The organism is Paenirhodobacter huangdaonensis (genome assembly GCF_004022465.1).
Taxonomy (GTDB): domain Bacteria; phylum Pseudomonadota; class Alphaproteobacteria; order Rhodobacterales; family Rhodobacteraceae; genus Rhodobacter; species Rhodobacter huangdaonensis.
This window is the reverse complement of sequence record NZ_SAVA01000003.1, coordinates 38,778-55,714: the sequence shown is the minus strand read 5'-3', so window position 1 is coordinate 55,714 and position 16,937 is coordinate 38,778. Positions and strand designations below refer to the sequence as shown.

The following is a 16,937-nucleotide window of genomic DNA, read 5'->3' as shown; positions in this document are numbered from 1 at the left end:
CGATGACGGTCGCCCCTGCCGCCAATGGTCTGGCCTCTTCCGCCCCGCCGGCGGGGGAGGCGGAGCATGTTTCCGCCTCGGCCTGCCCGGCCTGCCTTGCGGCCCCCTCGGCCGAGGCGCTGGCGAAATCGGGTGACCTCCGCGGCGCGCGGATCATGTTGTCGCTGCCGACCGCGCATTGCGCGGTCTGCATCACCGATGTCGAACGCGAGCTCTCGCGCCAGCCCGGCGTGCGTTCGGCACGGGTGAACCTGACGCTCAAGCGCGTCTCGATCGACGCGGAACCCGGGGTGGAGGCGGCGCCGCTCGTCGCCGCGCTCGACGGCATCGGCTACGAGGCCTACGAGCTCGACCCCGGACTGCTGTCGGCGACCGAGACCGACAAGCGCGGCCGCGACCTGCTGATGCGCATCGGCGTCGCGGGCTTCGCGATGATGAACATCATGCTGCTCTCGATCTCGGTCTGGTCGGGGGCCGAGGATGCCACGCGCGACATGTTCCACTGGATCTCGGCGGCGATCGCGCTGCCGACGGTGGTCTTCGCCGGGCAGCCGTTCTTCGCCTCGGCCTGGGCCGGGCTGCGGCACGGGCGCGTCAACATGGACGTGCCGATCTCGCTGGCGCTGATTCTCGCCTCGTCGATCTCGCTTTACGAAACCGCGCATCACGGCCATCAGGCCTATTTCGACGCGGCGGTGATGCTGTCGTTCTTCCTGCTCGTCGGGCGCTATCTCGATTACCGCACCCGCGCCGTGGCGCGCTCGGCGGCCGAGGAGCTGGCCGCGCTCGAGGTGCCGCGCGCGACGGTGCTGCGCGACGGCGCCGAGGTCGTGGTGCCGGTGGGCGAGCTCGTGCCGGGCGACATCATCCGGGTGCGCCCGGGTGGCCGGATCCCGGCCGATGGCGAGGTGACCGAGGGCACCTCCGAGACCGACCGCTCGCTGCTGACGGGCGAGTCGCTGCCGGTCTATGCCGGGCCCGGCGTGACGCTCTCGGCGGGCGAGGTGAACCTCACCGGCCCGCTCACCCTGCGCGTCACCGCGGCGGGCAAGGACAGCTCGCTGCACCGCATGGCGGATCTGGTCGCCACCGCCGAATCGGCGAAGACGAAATACACCTCGCTCGCCGAACGGGCGGCGCGGGCCTATTCGCCGCTCGTGCACACGCTCGCCTTCTCGTCCTTCCTGATCTGGCTGTGGATCACCGGCGGCGATGTGCGCCACGCGATCAACATCGCCGCGGCGGTGCTCATCATCACCTGCCCCTGCGCGCTTGGCCTTGCGGTGCCGGCGGTGGTCACCGCGGCCTCGGGGCGGCTTTTCCGCAAGGGGCTGCTGATCAAGGACGGCACCGCGCTCGAACGGCTGGCCGAGGTCGACACCGTCGTCTTCGACAAGACCGGCACGCTGACCATGGGGGCGCCCACGCCCGAGAACCTGTTCGAGCTGACGCCCGCGCAATTCGCGCTTGCCGCGGCGCTTGCCGGGGCCTCGTCGCATCCGCTGGCGAAGGCGCTGGCTGCGGCGGCGCAGGAGCGCGGCATCGTTCCCGCCGCGCTTGACGATCTGCACGAGGTGCCGGGCTATGGCGTCGAGGGGCGGCTGGATGGCGCGATCCTGCGCCTTGGCCGGGCCGACTGGGTCGGGGCCGAGGCGGGCAGCGTGACCGCGACGCATCTGCGCATCGGTGCCGAGGCGCCCGTCACGCTGCGCTTTGCCGACAGCCTGCGGCCGGGGGCCGAGGCCGCGGTCACGGCGCTGCTCGCGCAGAAAAAGCGTGTGCTGCTGGTTTCGGGCGATGTCGAGGGCGCGGTCGCGGCGCTGGCCCGCCGGCTTGGCATTGCCGAATGGCACTCGGGCGCGCGGCCCGAGGAGAAGGCGGCGCTGGTCGCCGAGATGACCGGCCAGGGCGCGCGGGTGCTGATGGTGGGCGACGGGCTGAACGACACCGCGGCGCTCGCCTCGGCGCATGTCTCGATCTCGCCGGCCTCGGCGCTCGATGCGGCGCGCACCGCCTCGGACATCGTGCTGCTCGGCCAGGACCTTGCGCCCGTCGCCGATGCCGTGCGGATCTCGGTGCAGGCACGGCGGCGGATCAAGCAGAACTTCGCGCTTTCGGGGCTCTACAACGTCGTCGCGGTGCCGATCGCGCTGGTCGGCCTGGCGACGCCGCTTGCCGCGGCCTTGGCGATGTCGGCATCCTCGATTACGGTGTCGCTGAACTCCCTGCGGCTGAAGTGAGCGGAGGCGCCGATGTCCGTCCTGACCTATCTGATCCCGATCTCGCTGTTCCTCGGTGGCTTTGGCCTCGTGGCCTTCTTCTGGACGCTGCGCACGCGCCAGTATGAGGACCCGAAGGGCGACAGCGAGCGCATCCTGTCGGATGAATACGACGATCACCCGAAAGGCTGACCGGCAAGACCGTCAGAGATGAAAAAGCCGGCCCCCGGGCCGGCTTTCGTCTGTCTGGCGGTGGGGCAGGGGGCTCAGGGCCCGATCACCGTGCAGTCCGAGGCGCGGGCGGTCAGCCGCGCGCAGGCAAGCTCGGCGCCGGCTTTGGTCATGCCGACGAAATTCGCCTCGAAGCCGGTCTTGCCGCGGGCGACCTTGCGCAGCGCATCGCCGAGCGTGTCGCTTTCCATCAGCGCCGTCTTCAGCAGCGAGCGTTCGGCGGCGTATTGCGACGGGAACTTGCCGACATTGACGCCCCAGTTGCGCCCGCCCGAGCTCGAGGCGCGGGCCACCACCTCGCGCTCCTGCTGCGGCGCGGGGGCGGGGGGCGTCAGGGCGGCCAGGATCACCGTGTTGTCGGTCGGGTTCTTGTGGCCGGCCATCTCCAGCGTCTCGGGCTGCGGCGTCGAGGTCTGCACGAAAATCGGCTCGCGCGGATCGGGGGCGTCGCCCTCGGCCGGCGTGTCCTCGGAGAAATCGTTCATCGCCAGCGTCTCGGGCTGCGGCGTCGCGGCCTGGACGAAGCCCGCCGCGGCGACCGGAACGGTTTCACGCGGGGCGGCGGCAGGGCGCGGGCTGGCCGCCTGGGCCACGACATCGGTGACCTCGGCCACGGCGGCGGCGACCGGCGCGGTCGCGGGTGCCGCAGGCTCGAGCGCCTTCGCCAGCGCCAGCTCGACCGCTTCGCTGTCATGCGCCGCGGTGCCCGGGCGCGCCATCGGCCGCGGGCTTGCCGGCGGCGCAGCGGCCAGACGCAGCGTCTTCGCCGCGGCGACCGGGGCATCGCCCTCGTCCGTGTCATCCTCGGCGCCGGTGACTTCGGGGCCGGCGACGCCCGTCGCATCCGCCATCAGGGCGGGCGGCGCCGGCTTGTCGAGGGTGGTCTTGCCCGGTGCGCGCGCGAAGCCGAGATCGAGCAGCTCGGCCACCTTGGCGTTGCGCTGCGCGGTCGAGGTGCCGCCGAAGACGGTGGCGATGATGCGCTTGTTGCCGCGCTGCGCCGAAGCGACGAGGTTGAAGCCCGCGGGCACGGTGTAGCCGGTCTTGATCCCGTCGGCGCCGTCATAGGCATCGAGGAAGCGGCGGTTGGTGCTCGACACCTTGGCGATGCCGGCATCCGCGGTGCGGCGCGAGAACAGGTTGTAGTACTGCGGGAAGTCGTAGATCAGGTGGCGCCCGAGAAGCGTCATGTCGCGCGCGGTCGACATGTGGCCCTCGCGGGTCAGGCCGTTGGCATTCCGGAAGGTGGTGTTCTTCATGCCAAGCGCCTTGGCCATGCGGTTCATCTTGGTGGCAAAGCCCGCCTCGTCGCCGCCGAGATAATCGCCGATCGCCGCCGCCGCATCGTTTGCCGATTTCACCGCCGCGGCACGGATCAGGTAGCGCAGCTGGATCTTCTGGCCGGCGCGCAGGCCAAGCCGCGACGGCGGCTGGCTCGCCGCATGGGCGGTGACGGTGACGACGGAATCGAGGCTGACCTGGCCGCGCTCGATCGCGTCGAAGGTCAGGTAGAGCGTCATCATCTTGGTCAGCGAGGCAGGGTGCAGACGGGTATCGGCATTCTGCGAATAGAGCACCTCGCCGGTTCGCGCATCCATCACCATCGCGGCAAAGGGCGCGGCCAGCGCAGCCAGCGGCAGGAAGATCAGGGAGAGTGCAAATAGCCCGTAACGGACCCATCGCGCGAGCGTGGTCACGGTTTCTGTCCTTGTGCTGCCTCGTGCCCCGTTGTTTTGTTCCGGAGCTTTGGCGTTCAGCCTAACACGGCTTTTTCGCCCTGAAAACCGCCTATTTTCAAGTGCTTTCGTCGCGACATTCAGGTGTGCCCCAAGATCTCGTGGTTGTGCCGGGCCGGGCGGCGAGGGGTGGTAACGCGGCCGTGACAGCCCCCCGGCGACATGGTGTCGCGGGGGCGAAATCGCACAAGATCAAGGCGTTGTCCGTCATCTCCCGGGGCTCAGCCGATCCGCTCGAGCAGTTCGTGCAGCCCGGAAAGCGAGGGCAGGGCGGCAAACCGCGGGTGGCCCTGCGGCACCTCGGCTTCCTCGAGCGCCCAGGTCATCTCATGCGGCACATGCACCCCCCAGCCCCCCGCGGCGATCATCGGAAGCACGTCCGATTTCAACGAGTTGCCGACCATCATCGCAGCGTCTGCGCCGGTGCCGTGGCGGGCGAAGACCTCGGTATAGGTGGCCGGGCGCTTCTCCGACACGATCTCGACCGCGTCGAAGAGATCGCCAAGCCCCGACTGGGCAAGTTTCCGCTCCTGGTCGATCAGGTCGCCCTTGGTGACCAGCACCAGCCGGTAGCGGCCGGCGAGCGCCTCGATTGCCGCGCGTGCCTCGGGCAACAGCTCGATCGGATGGGCGAGCATCTCGCGCCCGGCCGCGAGAATCTCGGCGATCACCGCGCCCGGCACCGCGCCGTCGCTGACCTCGATCGCGGTCTCGATCATCGAGAGGGTGAAGCCCTTCACCCCGAAGCCGTAGATCCCGACGTTGCGCCGCTCGGCCGCAAGCAGCCGCTCGCCCAGCCACGCGCCATCGGCATGCCCGGCCAGAAGCGCGGTGAAACGGGCCTGGGTCAGGCGGAAGAAGCGCTCGTTGTGCCACAGCGTGTCGTCGGCATCGAAGCCGATTGTCGTGAGTTTCATGCGACACTCCCGGTCGCGACACCCGTCGCGGGCAGATTCCTCGCCCGCAATGTCTTTCCTTGTGGCATGATCTTCCTATATTCCCCCGATACCGCGAGCGATTCCCGAAGACCGAGGCGCAATGTTCCACCCGCTTGAGATGATGGCCGACCGCAAGGACGATGCCGAAGGCGAGGCCGGCGTTGCCCTCAAGACGAAACCGAAGACGCAGCGCCCGCCGATGTACAAGGTGCTGCTCCTGAACGACGATTACACCCCGATGGAGTTCGTCGTCCATATCCTCGAACGCTTCTTCGGCCTGAGCCACGCGCAAGCTTTCGAGATCATGCTGACCGTGCACAAGAAGGGGCTCGCCGTCGTCGGCGTGTTCAGCTTCGAGGTGGCCGAGACCAAGGTCGCGCAGGTGATGGATTTCGCCCGCCGCCATCAGCATCCGTTGCAATGCACGATGGAAAAGGAGTGAGGCGCGCGCGCCTCTGCCAGCCATGAGCCATTCCCGCCTGTCCCTTGCGCTTGACGCGCCCGATGCCCTGCCCGCGGCGGGGCGCATCGCGCTGTTCCGTCCGACCGCCGCCACCGATCTGAGCGATCTGCCGACCGAGCGGCTGCATGCCGTGCAGGGCTTCCGCCCGGATTGGGAGGCGCTGCGCGCGCGCGGCATCGCGACCGATCCCGCCCCCGAGGGGCCCTATGCCGCCGCGGTGGTGTTCCTGCCGCGCGCCAAGGCCGAGGCGCGGGCGATCCTCGCGCTCGCCTGCGAGGTGGTGGTGCCGGGCGGGCCGATCTGGGTCGACGGGCTGAAGACGGACGGCATCGATTCGATGCTGCGCGATCTGCGCGCGCGGCTGCCGGTGGGCGAGCCGATCGCCAAGGCGCATGGCAAGATCTTCCGGCTCGAGGCGGCGCATGGCGCGCTCGATGACTGGAAGGGGCACCGCACCGAAGTGGTGCCGGGCTTCGTCACCCAGCCCGGCGTGTTCTCGGCCGACGGCGTCGACCGCGGCTCGGCGCTGCTGGCGGCCGCGCTGCCCGAGACGCTGCCCGCCCGGATGGCCGATATCGGCGCCGGCTGGGGCTGGCTTGCGGCGCAGGTGCTGGCGCGCAAGGGGGTCGAGAGCCTCGATCTGATCGAGGCGGAACATGCCGCGCTTGATTGCGCGCGGCTCAACATCACCGATCCGCGGGCGCATTTCGTCTGGGCCGATGCCACCGTCTTCAAGCCCGAGGCGCGCTATACCGCGGCGGTGATGAACCCGCCCTTCCACAGCTCGCGCGCCGCCGATCCGGCGCTTGGGCAGGCCTTCATCCGGGCCGCCGCCTCGATGCTGTCGCTCTCGGGCACGCTGTGGATGGTGTCGAACCGCCACCTGCCCTACGAGGAGGCGCTGCGTGCCGCCTTCCACGAGGTGACCGAGATCGTGCCGCCCGGTGGCCCCGACGGCGCCTTCCGTCTGATCCGCGCCGAACGGCCGATCGTGCAGAGCGCCGCCCGCCCGCCGGCGCCCGCCGTGGCGTCACCACGTCGCCGTCTCTCTCGCCCCCGGCGCTGAAATGCGCTAACAGGGGCGAAAACCACTCCGAAGGGAGCTGCCATGTCTCTGGCCATCACCGGAAAGACCGCGATCATCACCGGCGCCGCCAACGGCATCGGCCTTGCCATCGCGCGCCATTTCCTCGACCGCGGCGCGCAGGTGATGTGCGCCGACATCGACGAGACGAAGCTGATGGCCGAGTTCGGCGACAGCGCCAAGGCGGAGGGCCCGGCACGGGTCTTTGCCGGCGATCTGTGCGAGAAGCTGACCATCGCCAACCTGCTCTCGGCCACCATCGACGCCTTCGAACGGATCGACATTCTGGTCAATGCCGCGCGCAGTTTCACCCCCTGCGACCCGCTCGAGCCCGACGCCGAGGTGCTGGAATCGATGCTGCGGCACAACATGAAGGCGGGGCTGCGGCTGTCGCAGCTCACTGCGAAGCGGATGATCGCGCTGGCCGAGAAGGACGGGCGCACCACCGGCGAGGTCGGCTGCATCGTCAACGTCTCGACCCTCGCCGCGCAGCGCACCCAGCCCGAGCTGCTGGCCTATTCCATCGCCTGTGCGGCGCAGGATCAGGCGACGCGCGGGCTCGCACTCGCGCTCGCGCCGCACCGGATCCGGGTGAACGGCGTCGCCTTCGCCTCGATGATGAGCGCCTCGCTGCATGCGGCGCTGCGCGAGAACGCCGACTGGCGCGAGGCGATCACCGCAGGCACGCCGCTTGGCCGCATCGCGCCGCCGACCGAACTGGCGGAAACGGTGCAATACCTCGCCTCGTCGGGGGCGGGCTTCGTCACCGGCCAGATCGTCACCGTCGACGGCGGCCGTGGCATCGCCGACACGGTGCGCGTGCCGGTCTACTGAGCGGCACGCCCGGGCGGGATTGTCGGGCGGGATTACTTCGGCTCTTCCGGATAGGCGGCCCGGCAGGCGGTGATTTCCGCGTTCATCTGCGGTGCAAGGGCGCGGATCTTGGCGCGCAGGTTGTCGCGCTTGCGGGTTTCCGTGACCGGGTCGATCACCACCTGCCGGCGCCGGGTGATCGTGTCATCCTCGAGGCACATCCGCGGCTTCTGGATCACCCGACCGTCGCGCCGGGTGTAGGTGTCATAGCCGCACACTTCCCACCGCGTCGTCGGCACCTCGTATTCTTCCCAGGCATAGCCGCGGGCGAGGTTGCCCTCGGTCTCGGCCAGCAGCGACTGCAGGGTGCGGGTCTCGCGCGTGGCGCGGTTGATGCACTGCTCCTGCGGCGTGCCGCAGGCGGCAAGGACGAGCAGGGCGAAAAGGGCGGCGGTCTTGCGCATGGCGGGTCTCCGGCTGATGGCGCATTCTTCTCCTCCGGCGCGGAAAACGCAATTCCCCCCTCGCGCCTTGCCTGCTAGGACGGCGCAAAAAGGGAGATCGCCATGACCGACACATTCGAGCCCCGCAAGGCCGCCGCCAGTGCCTGGTTCTCGACCCTGCGCGACCGCATCGTCGCGGCTTTCGAGGCGCTCGAGGCGCTCGAGGACGGGGGCGCGGGCGCGGGCGACCTGCCCGCCGGCCGCTTCGAGGTGACGCCCACCACCCGCACCGGCGCCGCGGGCGAGGACCAGGGCGGCGGCAAGATGTCGGTGCTGCGCGGCGGGCGTGTCTTCGAGAAGGTCGGCGTGAACATCTCGACGGTCTGGGGCACGCTCGCGCCGCGGGCGCAAAAGGCGATGGCGGCGCGCGGCGTGCCGGGGATGGAGACGGACCCGCGGTTCTGGGCCTCGGGGATCTCGCTTGTCGCCCACATGCGCAACCCGCACACGCCGGCGGTGCACATGAACACCCGGATGTTCTGGACGCCGGGCGCGTGGTGGTTCGGCGGCGGCGCCGATCTGAACCCCTGCATCGAATATGCCGAGGACACGGCGCATTTCCATGCCGCGCTGCAGGCGGCCTGCGATGCGCATGACCCGGGCTATTACCCGCGCTTCAAGGCCTGGGCGGACGAGTATTTCTACATCCCGCACCGGCACCGCGCCCGCGGCGTCGGCGGTATCTTCTATGACGATCTGAACAGCGGCGACTGGGACGCGGATTTCGCCTTCACCCGGGACGTGGGCGCGGCTTTCCTGCCCGCCTTCGTGCCGGTGACCGAGCGCCGCCTCGGCACCCCCGCCTCCGAGGTCGACCGTGATGCGCAGCTGATCCACCGCGGCCTTTATGCCGAATACAACCTCGTCTACGACCGCGGCACGAAATTCGGGCTCGAGACCGGGCACAATGCCGATGCGGTGCTGATGAGCCTGCCGCCGCTGGCGAAATGGGTCTGAGGGGCAGCGCCCCTCTCCCCTCCGTCTTCCCTCAGTCGACCGTTTCCACCGCGATCGCGGTCTGACGCCCCGCCGCTTCGGCCGCGCGGGCGAAACTGCCGTGCAGCAGGTCATCGAGCGCGCCCTCATGCGGCGCGCCGATCACAAAATGCGTGGCGCCGCCGGCCGCGGCATGGGCAAGCGCGGCGCGCACCGCCTGGCCGGGCGTCGCATGCAGCACCTCGCCCTGCGCCGCGATGCCCGCCGCCGCGATCCGGGCGCGGGCGCGCGCGACGATCGCCTCGGCCTGCGGGCGGGGTTCGGTCTCGGCCTCGGCGCCGTCAAGCACTTCGCTGACCCGGACATGGAGCGCGAGCACCGCCCGCCCGCCCGCGGCCTTCGCCAGCGCCACGGCGCGCTCGATCACCCGCGCGTCGGCATCGCTGCCATCGACCGCGGCGACGACCAGCCCCGGCGCCGGGGCCGTGGCCGGGGCCGCCTTGTGATGCGCGATCGAGCCGCGGCGCAGCCACAGCGTCGCGGGCGCCAGCAGCGCCGCCAGCGCCGCGACCGAGAAGGCCGCCAGCACCGAACCATGTTCCGCGATCGTCGGCACCGCCCAGGGTGCGACCACCCCCGCGAACCAGCGCAGGAAGTTGTAGCCCGCCGAGGCGACCGGCCGCGGCACGTCGGAGACCTCGAGCGCGAGCTCGGTGAAGAGCGTGTTGCACACGCCCATGATCGCCCCCGACAGGATCACCGCCGCGGCGATCGCGGGCTTGTTGCCCGATCCCATCACGACGAGCAGCACGGCAAGCGCCGCGAGCGCCACCGCGACCACCGGCACAAGGCCGAAGCGCGCCTCGACCCGCGGCGCCACGAAGACCGAGAACAGCGCCAGCATCAGCCCCCAGCCGAAGAAGATCGCACCGACCGCATGGGCCGACAGGTCCAGCACGAAAGGCGCGAAGGCCAGCACCGCGAAGAAGGCGAAATAATAGAAGAAGGCGGCCAGCGACACGGTGAACAGCCCGGGGTGGCCAAGCGCGCGGATCGGGGCGCTCAGCGCCGTCTTCTGCGCCGGCCGCGGCAGCGAGGGCAGGAAGGCCAGCACCGAGACCAGCCCCACCGCCATCAGCGTCGCCGTGCCGAAGAAGGGCCAGCGCCAGGACTGCGCGCCAAGCGCCGCGCCAAGGAGTGGCCCGACCGACAGGCCAAGCCCCATCGCCGCCTCGTAGATCAGCACCGCCCGCCCGGTGCCGCCGCGCGTCACCGCGACCAGAACGGACAGTGCGGTGACCACGAAGAAGGCATTGCCCAGCCCCCAGCCGGCGCGGAAGGCGACAAGCTCGCGCACCGAGCCCGAGGTGCCCGCAAGCGCCGCGAAGATCACGATCAGCCCGGCACCGAGGATCAGCGTCGCCCGCGCGCCGATCCGGCTCGAGACGAAGCCCGTCACCAGCATCATCACCGAGGTGACGAGGAAATAGGAGGTGAAGAGCAGCGACACCTGCGCCGGTCCCGCGTTCAGCCCGGCGGCGATCGAGGTCAGGATCGGGTCGACCAGACCGATCGACATGAAGCCGACGACGCAGGCGAAAGCGGTGGCCCAGACCGCGGTCGGCTGGTCGAGAAAGCGCGATGGCGCGGCGGCGCCGGTGGACGGATGGGACATGGAAAGCTCGCATCAGGGGAGGGGCAGGCTTGCCGGGGGCAGGCGGGCCGGGTAAACTGATTGCATGATACACAAGTTGTATGATGCAAGTAAAGTGGAGGCGTGCATGGACCGGACCGATCTGGCGCAGGACGGCGGGGCCTCGCCCGGCACGCAGGCGATCGAACATGACCTTGCGGTTCTCGTGCGGGCACTCGAGGGGCTCTATCGCTCGCGCAAATATCCGCTGGAACGGGCGCAATACCTGCTGCTTCTCGCGCTGCGCGAGGGGGCGCGGCCGAGCGGCGATCTGGCGGCAATGCTCGCGCTCGATCATTCCACGGTGACGCGGCAGCTGGCGGCGCTCGAAAAGGGCGGGCTGATCGCGAGGCGCCCGAACCCGCTTGACGGCCGCAGCGCGCTGATCGAGGCGACGGCGGCGGGGCTGGCGCGCTGCGCCGAGATGCAGGCGCTGCGGCTGAGCCGCCTCGAGGAGATGCTGGCCGACTGGAGCGAGCCCGAGCGGCAGCGCTTTGCCGCCGACATCGCGCGCTTCAATGCGCAGGTGATGGGGCGCAGCCGCACGGCCCGCGAAGAGCCCGGCCTCGGCTGAGCCTGGCGCGCCCCGGGGGGCCCTTGCCGAAAAGGCTTTCCTTCTTGGGGGAAAGGGGCTAGAAGCCGCGCTTTCCGCCGTTGCGAAAGCCCCTGACATGACCCAGTTCGATCACCTTCCCGCCACGCTGCAAGAGGCGTTGGCCGAGAAGGGCTATGCCGCCCTCACCCCCGTGCAGGAGGCGGTATCCGATCCGGGGCTGTCCGGGCGTGACCTGCTGGTCTCGGCTCAGACCGGCTCGGGCAAGACCGTGGCCTTCGGCCTCGCCATGGCCTCCGAGCTGATCGGCGCCGAGGGCATCCCGCCCTATGCCGATCTGCCGCGCGCCCTGGTCGTGGCACCGACGCGCGAACTTGCGCAGCAGGTCAGCCGCGAGCTCGCCTGGCTCTACGCCCGGGCGGGGGCGGTGATCGCCGGCGCCGTCGGCGGCATGGATGCGCGCGCCGAGCGTCGTGCGCTCGAACGCGGCGCCCATATCGTCGTCGGCACCCCGGGCCGGATCTGCGACCACATCCGCCGCGGCGCGCTCGATCTGAGCGAGCTGAAGGTCGTCACCCTCGACGAGGCCGACGAGATGCTCGACCTCGGCTTCCGCGAGGATCTCGAGTTCATCCTCAAGACCGCGCCCGAGACCCGCCGCACCCTGATGTTCTCGGCCACCGTGCCGGCCGAGATCGCCCGCCTCGCCGCCACCTTCCAGCGCGACGCCGAGCGGATCTCGACCATCGCCGCGCGCAGCCAGCACGCCGACATCGACTATCGCGCCCTGGCCGTCGACCGCTCCGACCGCGAGAACGCGATCGTCAACCTGCTGCGCTTCCACGAGCCCGAACGCGCGATCGTGTTCTGCTCGACCCGCGCCGCGGTGACCCATCTGACCGGCCGGCTGCTCAATCGCGGCTTCTCGGTGGTGGCGCTCTCGGGCGAGCTGACCCAGGACGAACGCTCGCGCGCGCTGCAGATGCTGCGCGACGGCCGGGCGCGGGTCTGCATCGCCACCGACGTCGCCGCGCGCGGCATCGACCTGCCGGGGCTCGAGCTGGTGGTGCATGCCGACCTGCCGCAGAACAAGGAAGCGCTGCTGCACCGTTCGGGCCGCACCGGGCGCGCCGGGGCAAAGGGGATCTCGGCGCTGATCGTGCCGCTCAACCTGCGTTCCAAGGCCGAGCGGCTGCTGCGCGAGGCGGGGGTGAACGCCACCTGGGACGGCGCCCCCGGCCCGGAAGAGATCTTTGCCCGCGACGAGGAGCGGATGCTGCAGCAGGCGGTGCTGACCGATCCGCCGACGGCCGATGAACTCGACGGCATCGAGCGCCTGCTCGAGACCTTCGAACCGCGCGCGCTGGCCGCGGCGGTGCTGCGCAACTTCCGCGCCGCGCGCTCGGCGCCCGAGGATCTGGTGTCGGTCACGCTCGACGGGCCGAAGCCGCGTGCGCGCGAGGAATTCGGCAATTCGCGCTGGTTCCGCCTGACCATGGGGCATGACCAGTGGGTCGATCCGAAGTGGCTTTTGCCGATGCTGTGCCGTGCGGGCGACCTGACCCGGCGCGACATCGGCATGATCCGGGTGATGCAGGACCACACCTTCGTGCAGATCCACGCCGATGCCGCCGGCCGCTTCGAGGGCGCGCTCGCGCCGTCGATGGTGATGGAGGACAAGTGCACCGTCACGCCGCTCGCCGAGACGCCCGAAGGGCTCGACCGTCCGGCGCCGCGTCCGGCACGCTGGTCGAAGGGCGAGGATGACCACGCCCCGCGCAAGCCGCACCGCAAGGGGCAGGGCTGGGGCGAGGGCGCGCCGAAACCCGCGCGCAAGTATGACCGCGCCGAGGGCGAGGCCGCGCCGCGTCCGGCCCGCTCCTATGACCGCCCCGAAGGCGAGGGGGCCGCAGCGAAGGCCCGCAGCAAGCCCGCCGCGCCTTGGGCGCGCGAGGGCGGCCATGGCGCCGCCGCGAAGGAGGGATTCCGGCCGAAGCCGAAATTCGCCAAGGCGGGGGGCAAGCCCGCGGGCAAGTTCGCCGGCAAGCCGGGCGGCAAGCCCGGGCCGAAAACCCCGCGCGGGAAATGATCCAGGACTGACAAAAAAGGGGCCTCGCGGCCCCTTTTTCTTGGCACAAATACTCGCCTTGGCCGGGGCCGCGAACCGGCCTGGCCGGTCTGGCGCCGCAGGCCTTGCGGCCTAACCCTTGCGGATCGTCTCGACCATCAGCGCGACATTCTCGGGATCGGCGTCGGGGGTGATGCCATGGCCGAGGTTGAAGATATGCGGCCCCTTCGAGAAGGCGCGCACCACGTCGCGCGTCGCCTCGACCAGTGCGTCGCCGCCGGTCACCATGTGCTTCGGATCAAGGTTGCCCTGCACGCAGCCGTCCGTCTGCACCTTCGCCGCCGCCCACTCGGCCGAGACCGAATTGTCGATCGCGACGCAATCGGCGCCGGTCTTCTTCGCAAAGCCCACATAGCCCTCGCCGGCCTCGCGCGGGAAGGCGATCACCGGCAGGCCCGGGAAGCGCGCCTTGAGCTCCGCAATGATCCGCGCCGTGGGGGCCACGGCGAAATCCTCGAAATCCTGGCCCTTCAGGCTGCCCGCCCAGCTGTCGAACAGCTTGACCACCTCGGCCCCGGCCTCGACCTGTTTTGCCAGATACTCGACCGTCGCCTCGGTCAGCCGGTCGATGATGCCGGCGAAGGTGGCGCGGTCGGTGGCCTTCAGCGCATGCGCCGGGCCCTGGTCGCGGGTGCCGCGGCCGGCGATCATGTAGGTCGCGACGGTCCAGGGCGCGCCGGCAAAGCCGATCAGCGTCGTTTCCGACGGCAGCTCGCGGCGCAGGATCCGCACCGTCTCGTAGATCGGGGCGAGCGTGTCATGGATGTCGTCGCAGCCCTTCAGCGCGGCCAGCTCGGCGGGCGTCGTGGTGGTCGACATCCGCGGCCCCTCGCCGGTCTCGAACCACAGATCGACGCCAAGCGCCTGCGGCAGAAGCAGGATGTCGGCGAACAGGATCGCCGCGTCGAACCCATAGCGGCGGATCGGCTGCAGCGTGACCTCGGCTGCCAGCTCCGAATTGTAGCACAGCGAGAGGAAATCCCCCGCCTGCGCCCGGGTCGCGCGATATTCGGGCAGGTAGCGGCCCGCCTGCCGCATCATCCAGACCGGAGGGGTGGGCAGCACCTCGCCACGCAGCGCGCGCAGGATCGTCTTGTCGCTCATCGGGATCTCCTTTGCCCCTCTTCATCGCGGGCTGCGGCCGATTGTCAAGCATTGCGCGCACTCGCCCCGCTTGCACGGGCAATCGGTCGCGGCTATGCCGTTGGCCATGAAACAGATGCCCTCCGCAACGGACCCGCTGAAGATCGGCACCCGCGGCTCGCCGCTCGCGCTCGCGCAGGCCTATGAGACCCGCGCGCGGCTGAGCGCGGCGCATGGCCTGCCGCCGGAGGCCTTCGAGATCGTGGTGATCCGCACCACCGGCGACAATGCCGCGCTGATCGCGGCCGACCAGCCGCTCAAGGCGCTTGGCGGCAAGGGGCTGTTCACCAAGGAGATCGAGGAGGCGCTCGTCTCGGGTGCGATCGACATCGCGGTGCATTCGATGAAGGACATGCCGACGGCACAGCCCGAGGGCCTGCTGCTCGACTGCTTCCTGCCGCGCGAGGACACCCGCGACGCCTTCGTCTCGACCCGCTATGCAAGCCTCACCGACCTGCCCGAGGGCGCGGTCGTCGGCTCGTCGAGCCTGCGCCGGCGCGCGCAGCTGGCGAACCGCCGGCCCGATCTGAAGCTGGTCGAGTTCCGCGGCAACGTGCAGACCCGGCTGAAGAAGCTTGAGGACGGGGTGGCGGATGCCACCTTCCTTGCCATGGCCGGGCTGAACCGTCTGGGCAAGGCCGAGGTGGCGCGCTCGGCGATCGGCCCCGACGAGATGCTGCCCGCCGTCGCGCAGGGCGCGATCGGGATCGAGCGGCGCGCCGCCGACAGCCGCTGCGCCGATCTGCTCGCCGCGATCCACGACGGCCCGACCGGGCTGCGGCTGGCGGCCGAGCGCAGCTTCCTCGCCACGCTCGACGGCTCGTGCGAGACCCCGATCGCGGGTCTTGCCGAGATCCTCGACGACCGGCTCTGGCTGCGCGGCGAGATCCTGCGCCCGGACGGTTCGGAGGCGATCTCGGGCGAGGCGCATGGCGCGCTTGCCGAGGGCGCCGCGCTTGGCGCCGATCTGGCGCGCCGGCTGCTCGCGCAGGCGCCGAAAGGCTTTTTCGACTGGCGCTGAGCCGGCCGCGATGACGGTTGCCTCCGGGGGCGTTGGCGCGACCTGCGTCCGAACGTCCCGGGGCGGCGGCCGCCGCATCCACGGGAGACCCATATGACCCTTCTTGACCGCCTGCGTGACCTGCTTGGCCCCGCTCATGTGCTGACCGGCGACGATACCGCGGGCTACCGCGACGACTGGACCGGGCATTACCACTGGAGCCCGCTCGCGGTGCTGCGCCCGGGCTCGACCGAGGAGGTCGCGGCGGTGCTGCGGCTGGCGAGCGAGACCGGCACGCCGGTGGTGCCGGTGGGCGGCAACACCGGGCTGAACGGCGGCGCCGCGGCCGAGGGCGCGCTGATGCTGTCGCTTGCGCGGATGAACCGGCTGCGCGAGGTGAACCCCACCGCGCGCACGATCACCGCCGAGGCGGGGGTGATCCTCGAGACGCTGCACGACGAGGCGGCACGGCACGGGCTGGTGTTTCCGCTGACCTTCGGGGCGAAGGGTTCGGCGATGGTGGGAGGGTTCCTCTCGACCAATGCCGGCGGCTCGAACGTGCTGCGCTATGGCAATGCGCGGGCGCTGTGCCTGGGCATCGAGGTGGTGCTGGCCGACGGGCGGGTGATGAACCTGCTGACCGGGCTGCACAAGGACAACAGCGGCTATGACCTGCGCGATCTGATGATCGGGGCCGAGGGCACGCTCGGCGTGATCACTGCGGCGGTGCTGAAGCTCGCCCCCGCGCCCGTCGCCCATGCGACCGCGCTTCTGGGCATGGACACGCTCGCGGGCGCGCTGGCGCTCTTGCACCGGCTGCAGGCCGGCAGCGGCGGCGCCGTCGAGGCCTTCGAGTTCATGCCCGCCCATTACATGGAGCGTCTCGGCCGGCTGAAACCCGAGCTTGCCTGCCCGTTCGAACCCTGTGCGGTGAACGTGATGGTCGAGATCGCGACCACCATCGCCGGCGAGGACCCGGTCGAGCGGCTCGAGACCCTGCTCGAGAGCGCGCTCGAGGACGGCTCGCTCACCGAGGCGGTGGTGGCGACCTCGGAGGCGCAGCGCCGCCGGCTCTGGACGATGCGCGAATCCGCGGCCGAGATCACCTTCGTGCAGCCGGTGATGGTCGACACCGACGTGGCGCTGCCGCTCGACCGGCTGCAGCTGTTCCTGACCCGGATGGAGGAGCGGCTCGCCACGCTCGACCCCGAGGCCGAGGTGTTTCTGGTGGCGCATCTGGGCGACGGCAACATCCATTACTCGGTCTATCCGGGCCGCGAGGAGGCGAGCCATCTGGCCGCGATCCGCGCCGCGATCGCCAGCGAGGCGGTGGCGCTTGGCGGCAGCTTCTCGGCCGAGCACGGGGTGGGGCTGTCGAAGCGCGCGACGCTCGCCGCGCACAAGGACCCGGTCGCGCTGAGCGTGATGGCGGCGATCAAGGCGGCGCTCGATCCGAAGGGCATCCTGAACCCCGGCAAGATGCTGCCCTGAGCCGCG

Annotated in this window: 15 protein-coding genes; 10 read left to right on the top strand and 5 right to left on the bottom strand. The window is 70.6% G+C overall.

The window, feature by feature from the left end:
* Positions 1–2: 2 nt before the first annotated feature.
* On the top strand, positions 3–2,240 hold the full coding sequence (locus tag EOW66_RS05805; protein ID WP_128155502.1) for a heavy metal translocating P-type ATPase: 2,238 nt from the start codon (positions 3–5) through the stop codon (positions 2,238–2,240).
* A gap of 12 nt (positions 2,241–2,252) precedes the next feature.
* A complete protein-coding gene (gene ccoS, locus EOW66_RS05800; RefSeq protein ID WP_113899601.1) occupies positions 2,253–2,411 on the top strand; it encodes a cbb3-type cytochrome oxidase assembly protein CcoS in 159 nt (52 codons plus the stop codon).
* Between the two features lie 74 nt (positions 2,412–2,485).
* On the opposite strand, the gene EOW66_RS05795 is transcribed toward ccoS, so the two are convergent.
* Positions 2,486–4,147: a D-alanyl-D-alanine carboxypeptidase family protein gene (locus EOW66_RS05795; protein WP_239017518.1), complete on the bottom strand. Its 1,662-nt coding sequence runs from the start codon at positions 4,145–4,147 to the stop codon at positions 2,486–2,488.
* Positions 4,148–4,407: 260 nt separating this feature from the next.
* A complete protein-coding gene (locus tag EOW66_RS05790; RefSeq protein WP_128155501.1) occupies positions 4,408–5,103 on the bottom strand; it encodes an HAD family hydrolase in 696 nt (231 codons plus the stop codon).
* A gap of 121 nt (positions 5,104–5,224) precedes the next feature.
* Here EOW66_RS05790 and clpS point away from each other — a divergent pair, with 121 nt between their 5' ends.
* Genes clpS through EOW66_RS05775 form a run of 3 tightly spaced genes read left to right on the top strand, consistent with a single transcriptional unit; the run spans position 5,225 to position 7,505 of the window.
* Positions 5,225–5,566: an ATP-dependent Clp protease adapter ClpS gene (clpS, locus tag EOW66_RS05785; RefSeq protein ID WP_113899604.1), complete on the top strand. Its 342-nt coding sequence runs from the start codon at positions 5,225–5,227 to the stop codon at positions 5,564–5,566.
* A gap of 22 nt (positions 5,567–5,588) precedes the next feature.
* Positions 5,589–6,653: a methyltransferase gene (locus EOW66_RS05780; protein WP_128155500.1), complete on the top strand. Its 1,065-nt coding sequence runs from the start codon at positions 5,589–5,591 to the stop codon at positions 6,651–6,653.
* A 42-nt stretch (positions 6,654–6,695) separates the two neighbouring features.
* Positions 6,696–7,505 carry an SDR family NAD(P)-dependent oxidoreductase gene (locus EOW66_RS05775; protein ID WP_128155499.1) on the top strand — a complete coding sequence of 270 codons (810 nt, stop codon included), beginning with the start codon at positions 6,696–6,698 and terminating at the stop codon, positions 7,503–7,505.
* Between the two features lie 32 nt (positions 7,506–7,537).
* Here the strand turns inward: EOW66_RS05775 and EOW66_RS05770 are convergent, their stop codons facing one another.
* Complete coding sequence (locus EOW66_RS05770; RefSeq protein WP_128155498.1) at positions 7,538–7,948, bottom strand: hypothetical protein; 411 nt, start codon at positions 7,946–7,948, stop codon at positions 7,538–7,540.
* 102 nt (positions 7,949–8,050) lie between these two features.
* Here EOW66_RS05770 and hemF point away from each other — a divergent pair, with 102 nt between their 5' ends.
* Positions 8,051–8,944, top strand: a complete 894-nt coding sequence (gene hemF / locus EOW66_RS05765) for an oxygen-dependent coproporphyrinogen oxidase (RefSeq protein ID WP_128155497.1) — start codon at positions 8,051–8,053, stop codon at positions 8,942–8,944.
* Between the two features lie 31 nt (positions 8,945–8,975).
* On the opposite strand, the gene EOW66_RS05760 is transcribed toward hemF, so the two are convergent.
* On the bottom strand, positions 8,976–10,598 hold the full coding sequence (locus EOW66_RS05760; protein WP_128155496.1) for an MFS transporter: 1,623 nt from the start codon (positions 10,596–10,598) through the stop codon (positions 8,976–8,978).
* Between the two features lie 106 nt (positions 10,599–10,704).
* Here EOW66_RS05760 and EOW66_RS05755 point away from each other — a divergent pair, with 106 nt between their 5' ends.
* Entirely contained in the window at positions 10,705–11,190 is a 486-nt protein-coding gene (locus tag EOW66_RS05755) for a MarR family winged helix-turn-helix transcriptional regulator (RefSeq protein ID WP_164881041.1), read from the top strand.
* A gap of 97 nt (positions 11,191–11,287) precedes the next feature.
* Positions 11,288–13,258 carry a DEAD/DEAH box helicase gene (locus tag EOW66_RS05750; protein ID WP_128155494.1) on the top strand — a complete coding sequence of 657 codons (1,971 nt, stop codon included), beginning with the start codon at positions 11,288–11,290 and terminating at the stop codon, positions 13,256–13,258.
* A 111-nt stretch (positions 13,259–13,369) separates the two neighbouring features.
* Here the strand turns inward: EOW66_RS05750 and hemE are convergent, their stop codons facing one another.
* Positions 13,370–14,401, bottom strand: coding sequence for a uroporphyrinogen decarboxylase (gene hemE / locus EOW66_RS05745; RefSeq protein ID WP_128155493.1), 1,032 nt, complete (start codon positions 14,399–14,401; stop codon positions 13,370–13,372).
* Between the two features lie 115 nt (positions 14,402–14,516).
* Between hemE and hemC the strand changes: the two genes are divergently transcribed.
* Together hemC and EOW66_RS05735 are read left to right on the top strand one after the other, a co-directional pair.
* On the top strand, positions 14,517–15,461 hold the full coding sequence (gene hemC / locus EOW66_RS05740; RefSeq protein WP_113899668.1) for a hydroxymethylbilane synthase: 945 nt from the start codon (positions 14,517–14,519) through the stop codon (positions 15,459–15,461).
* A gap of 93 nt (positions 15,462–15,554) precedes the next feature.
* Positions 15,555–16,931 carry an FAD-binding oxidoreductase gene (locus EOW66_RS05735; protein WP_128155492.1) on the top strand — a complete coding sequence of 459 codons (1,377 nt, stop codon included), beginning with the start codon at positions 15,555–15,557 and terminating at the stop codon, positions 16,929–16,931.
* The last annotated feature ends 6 nt before the right edge of the window (positions 16,932–16,937 follow it).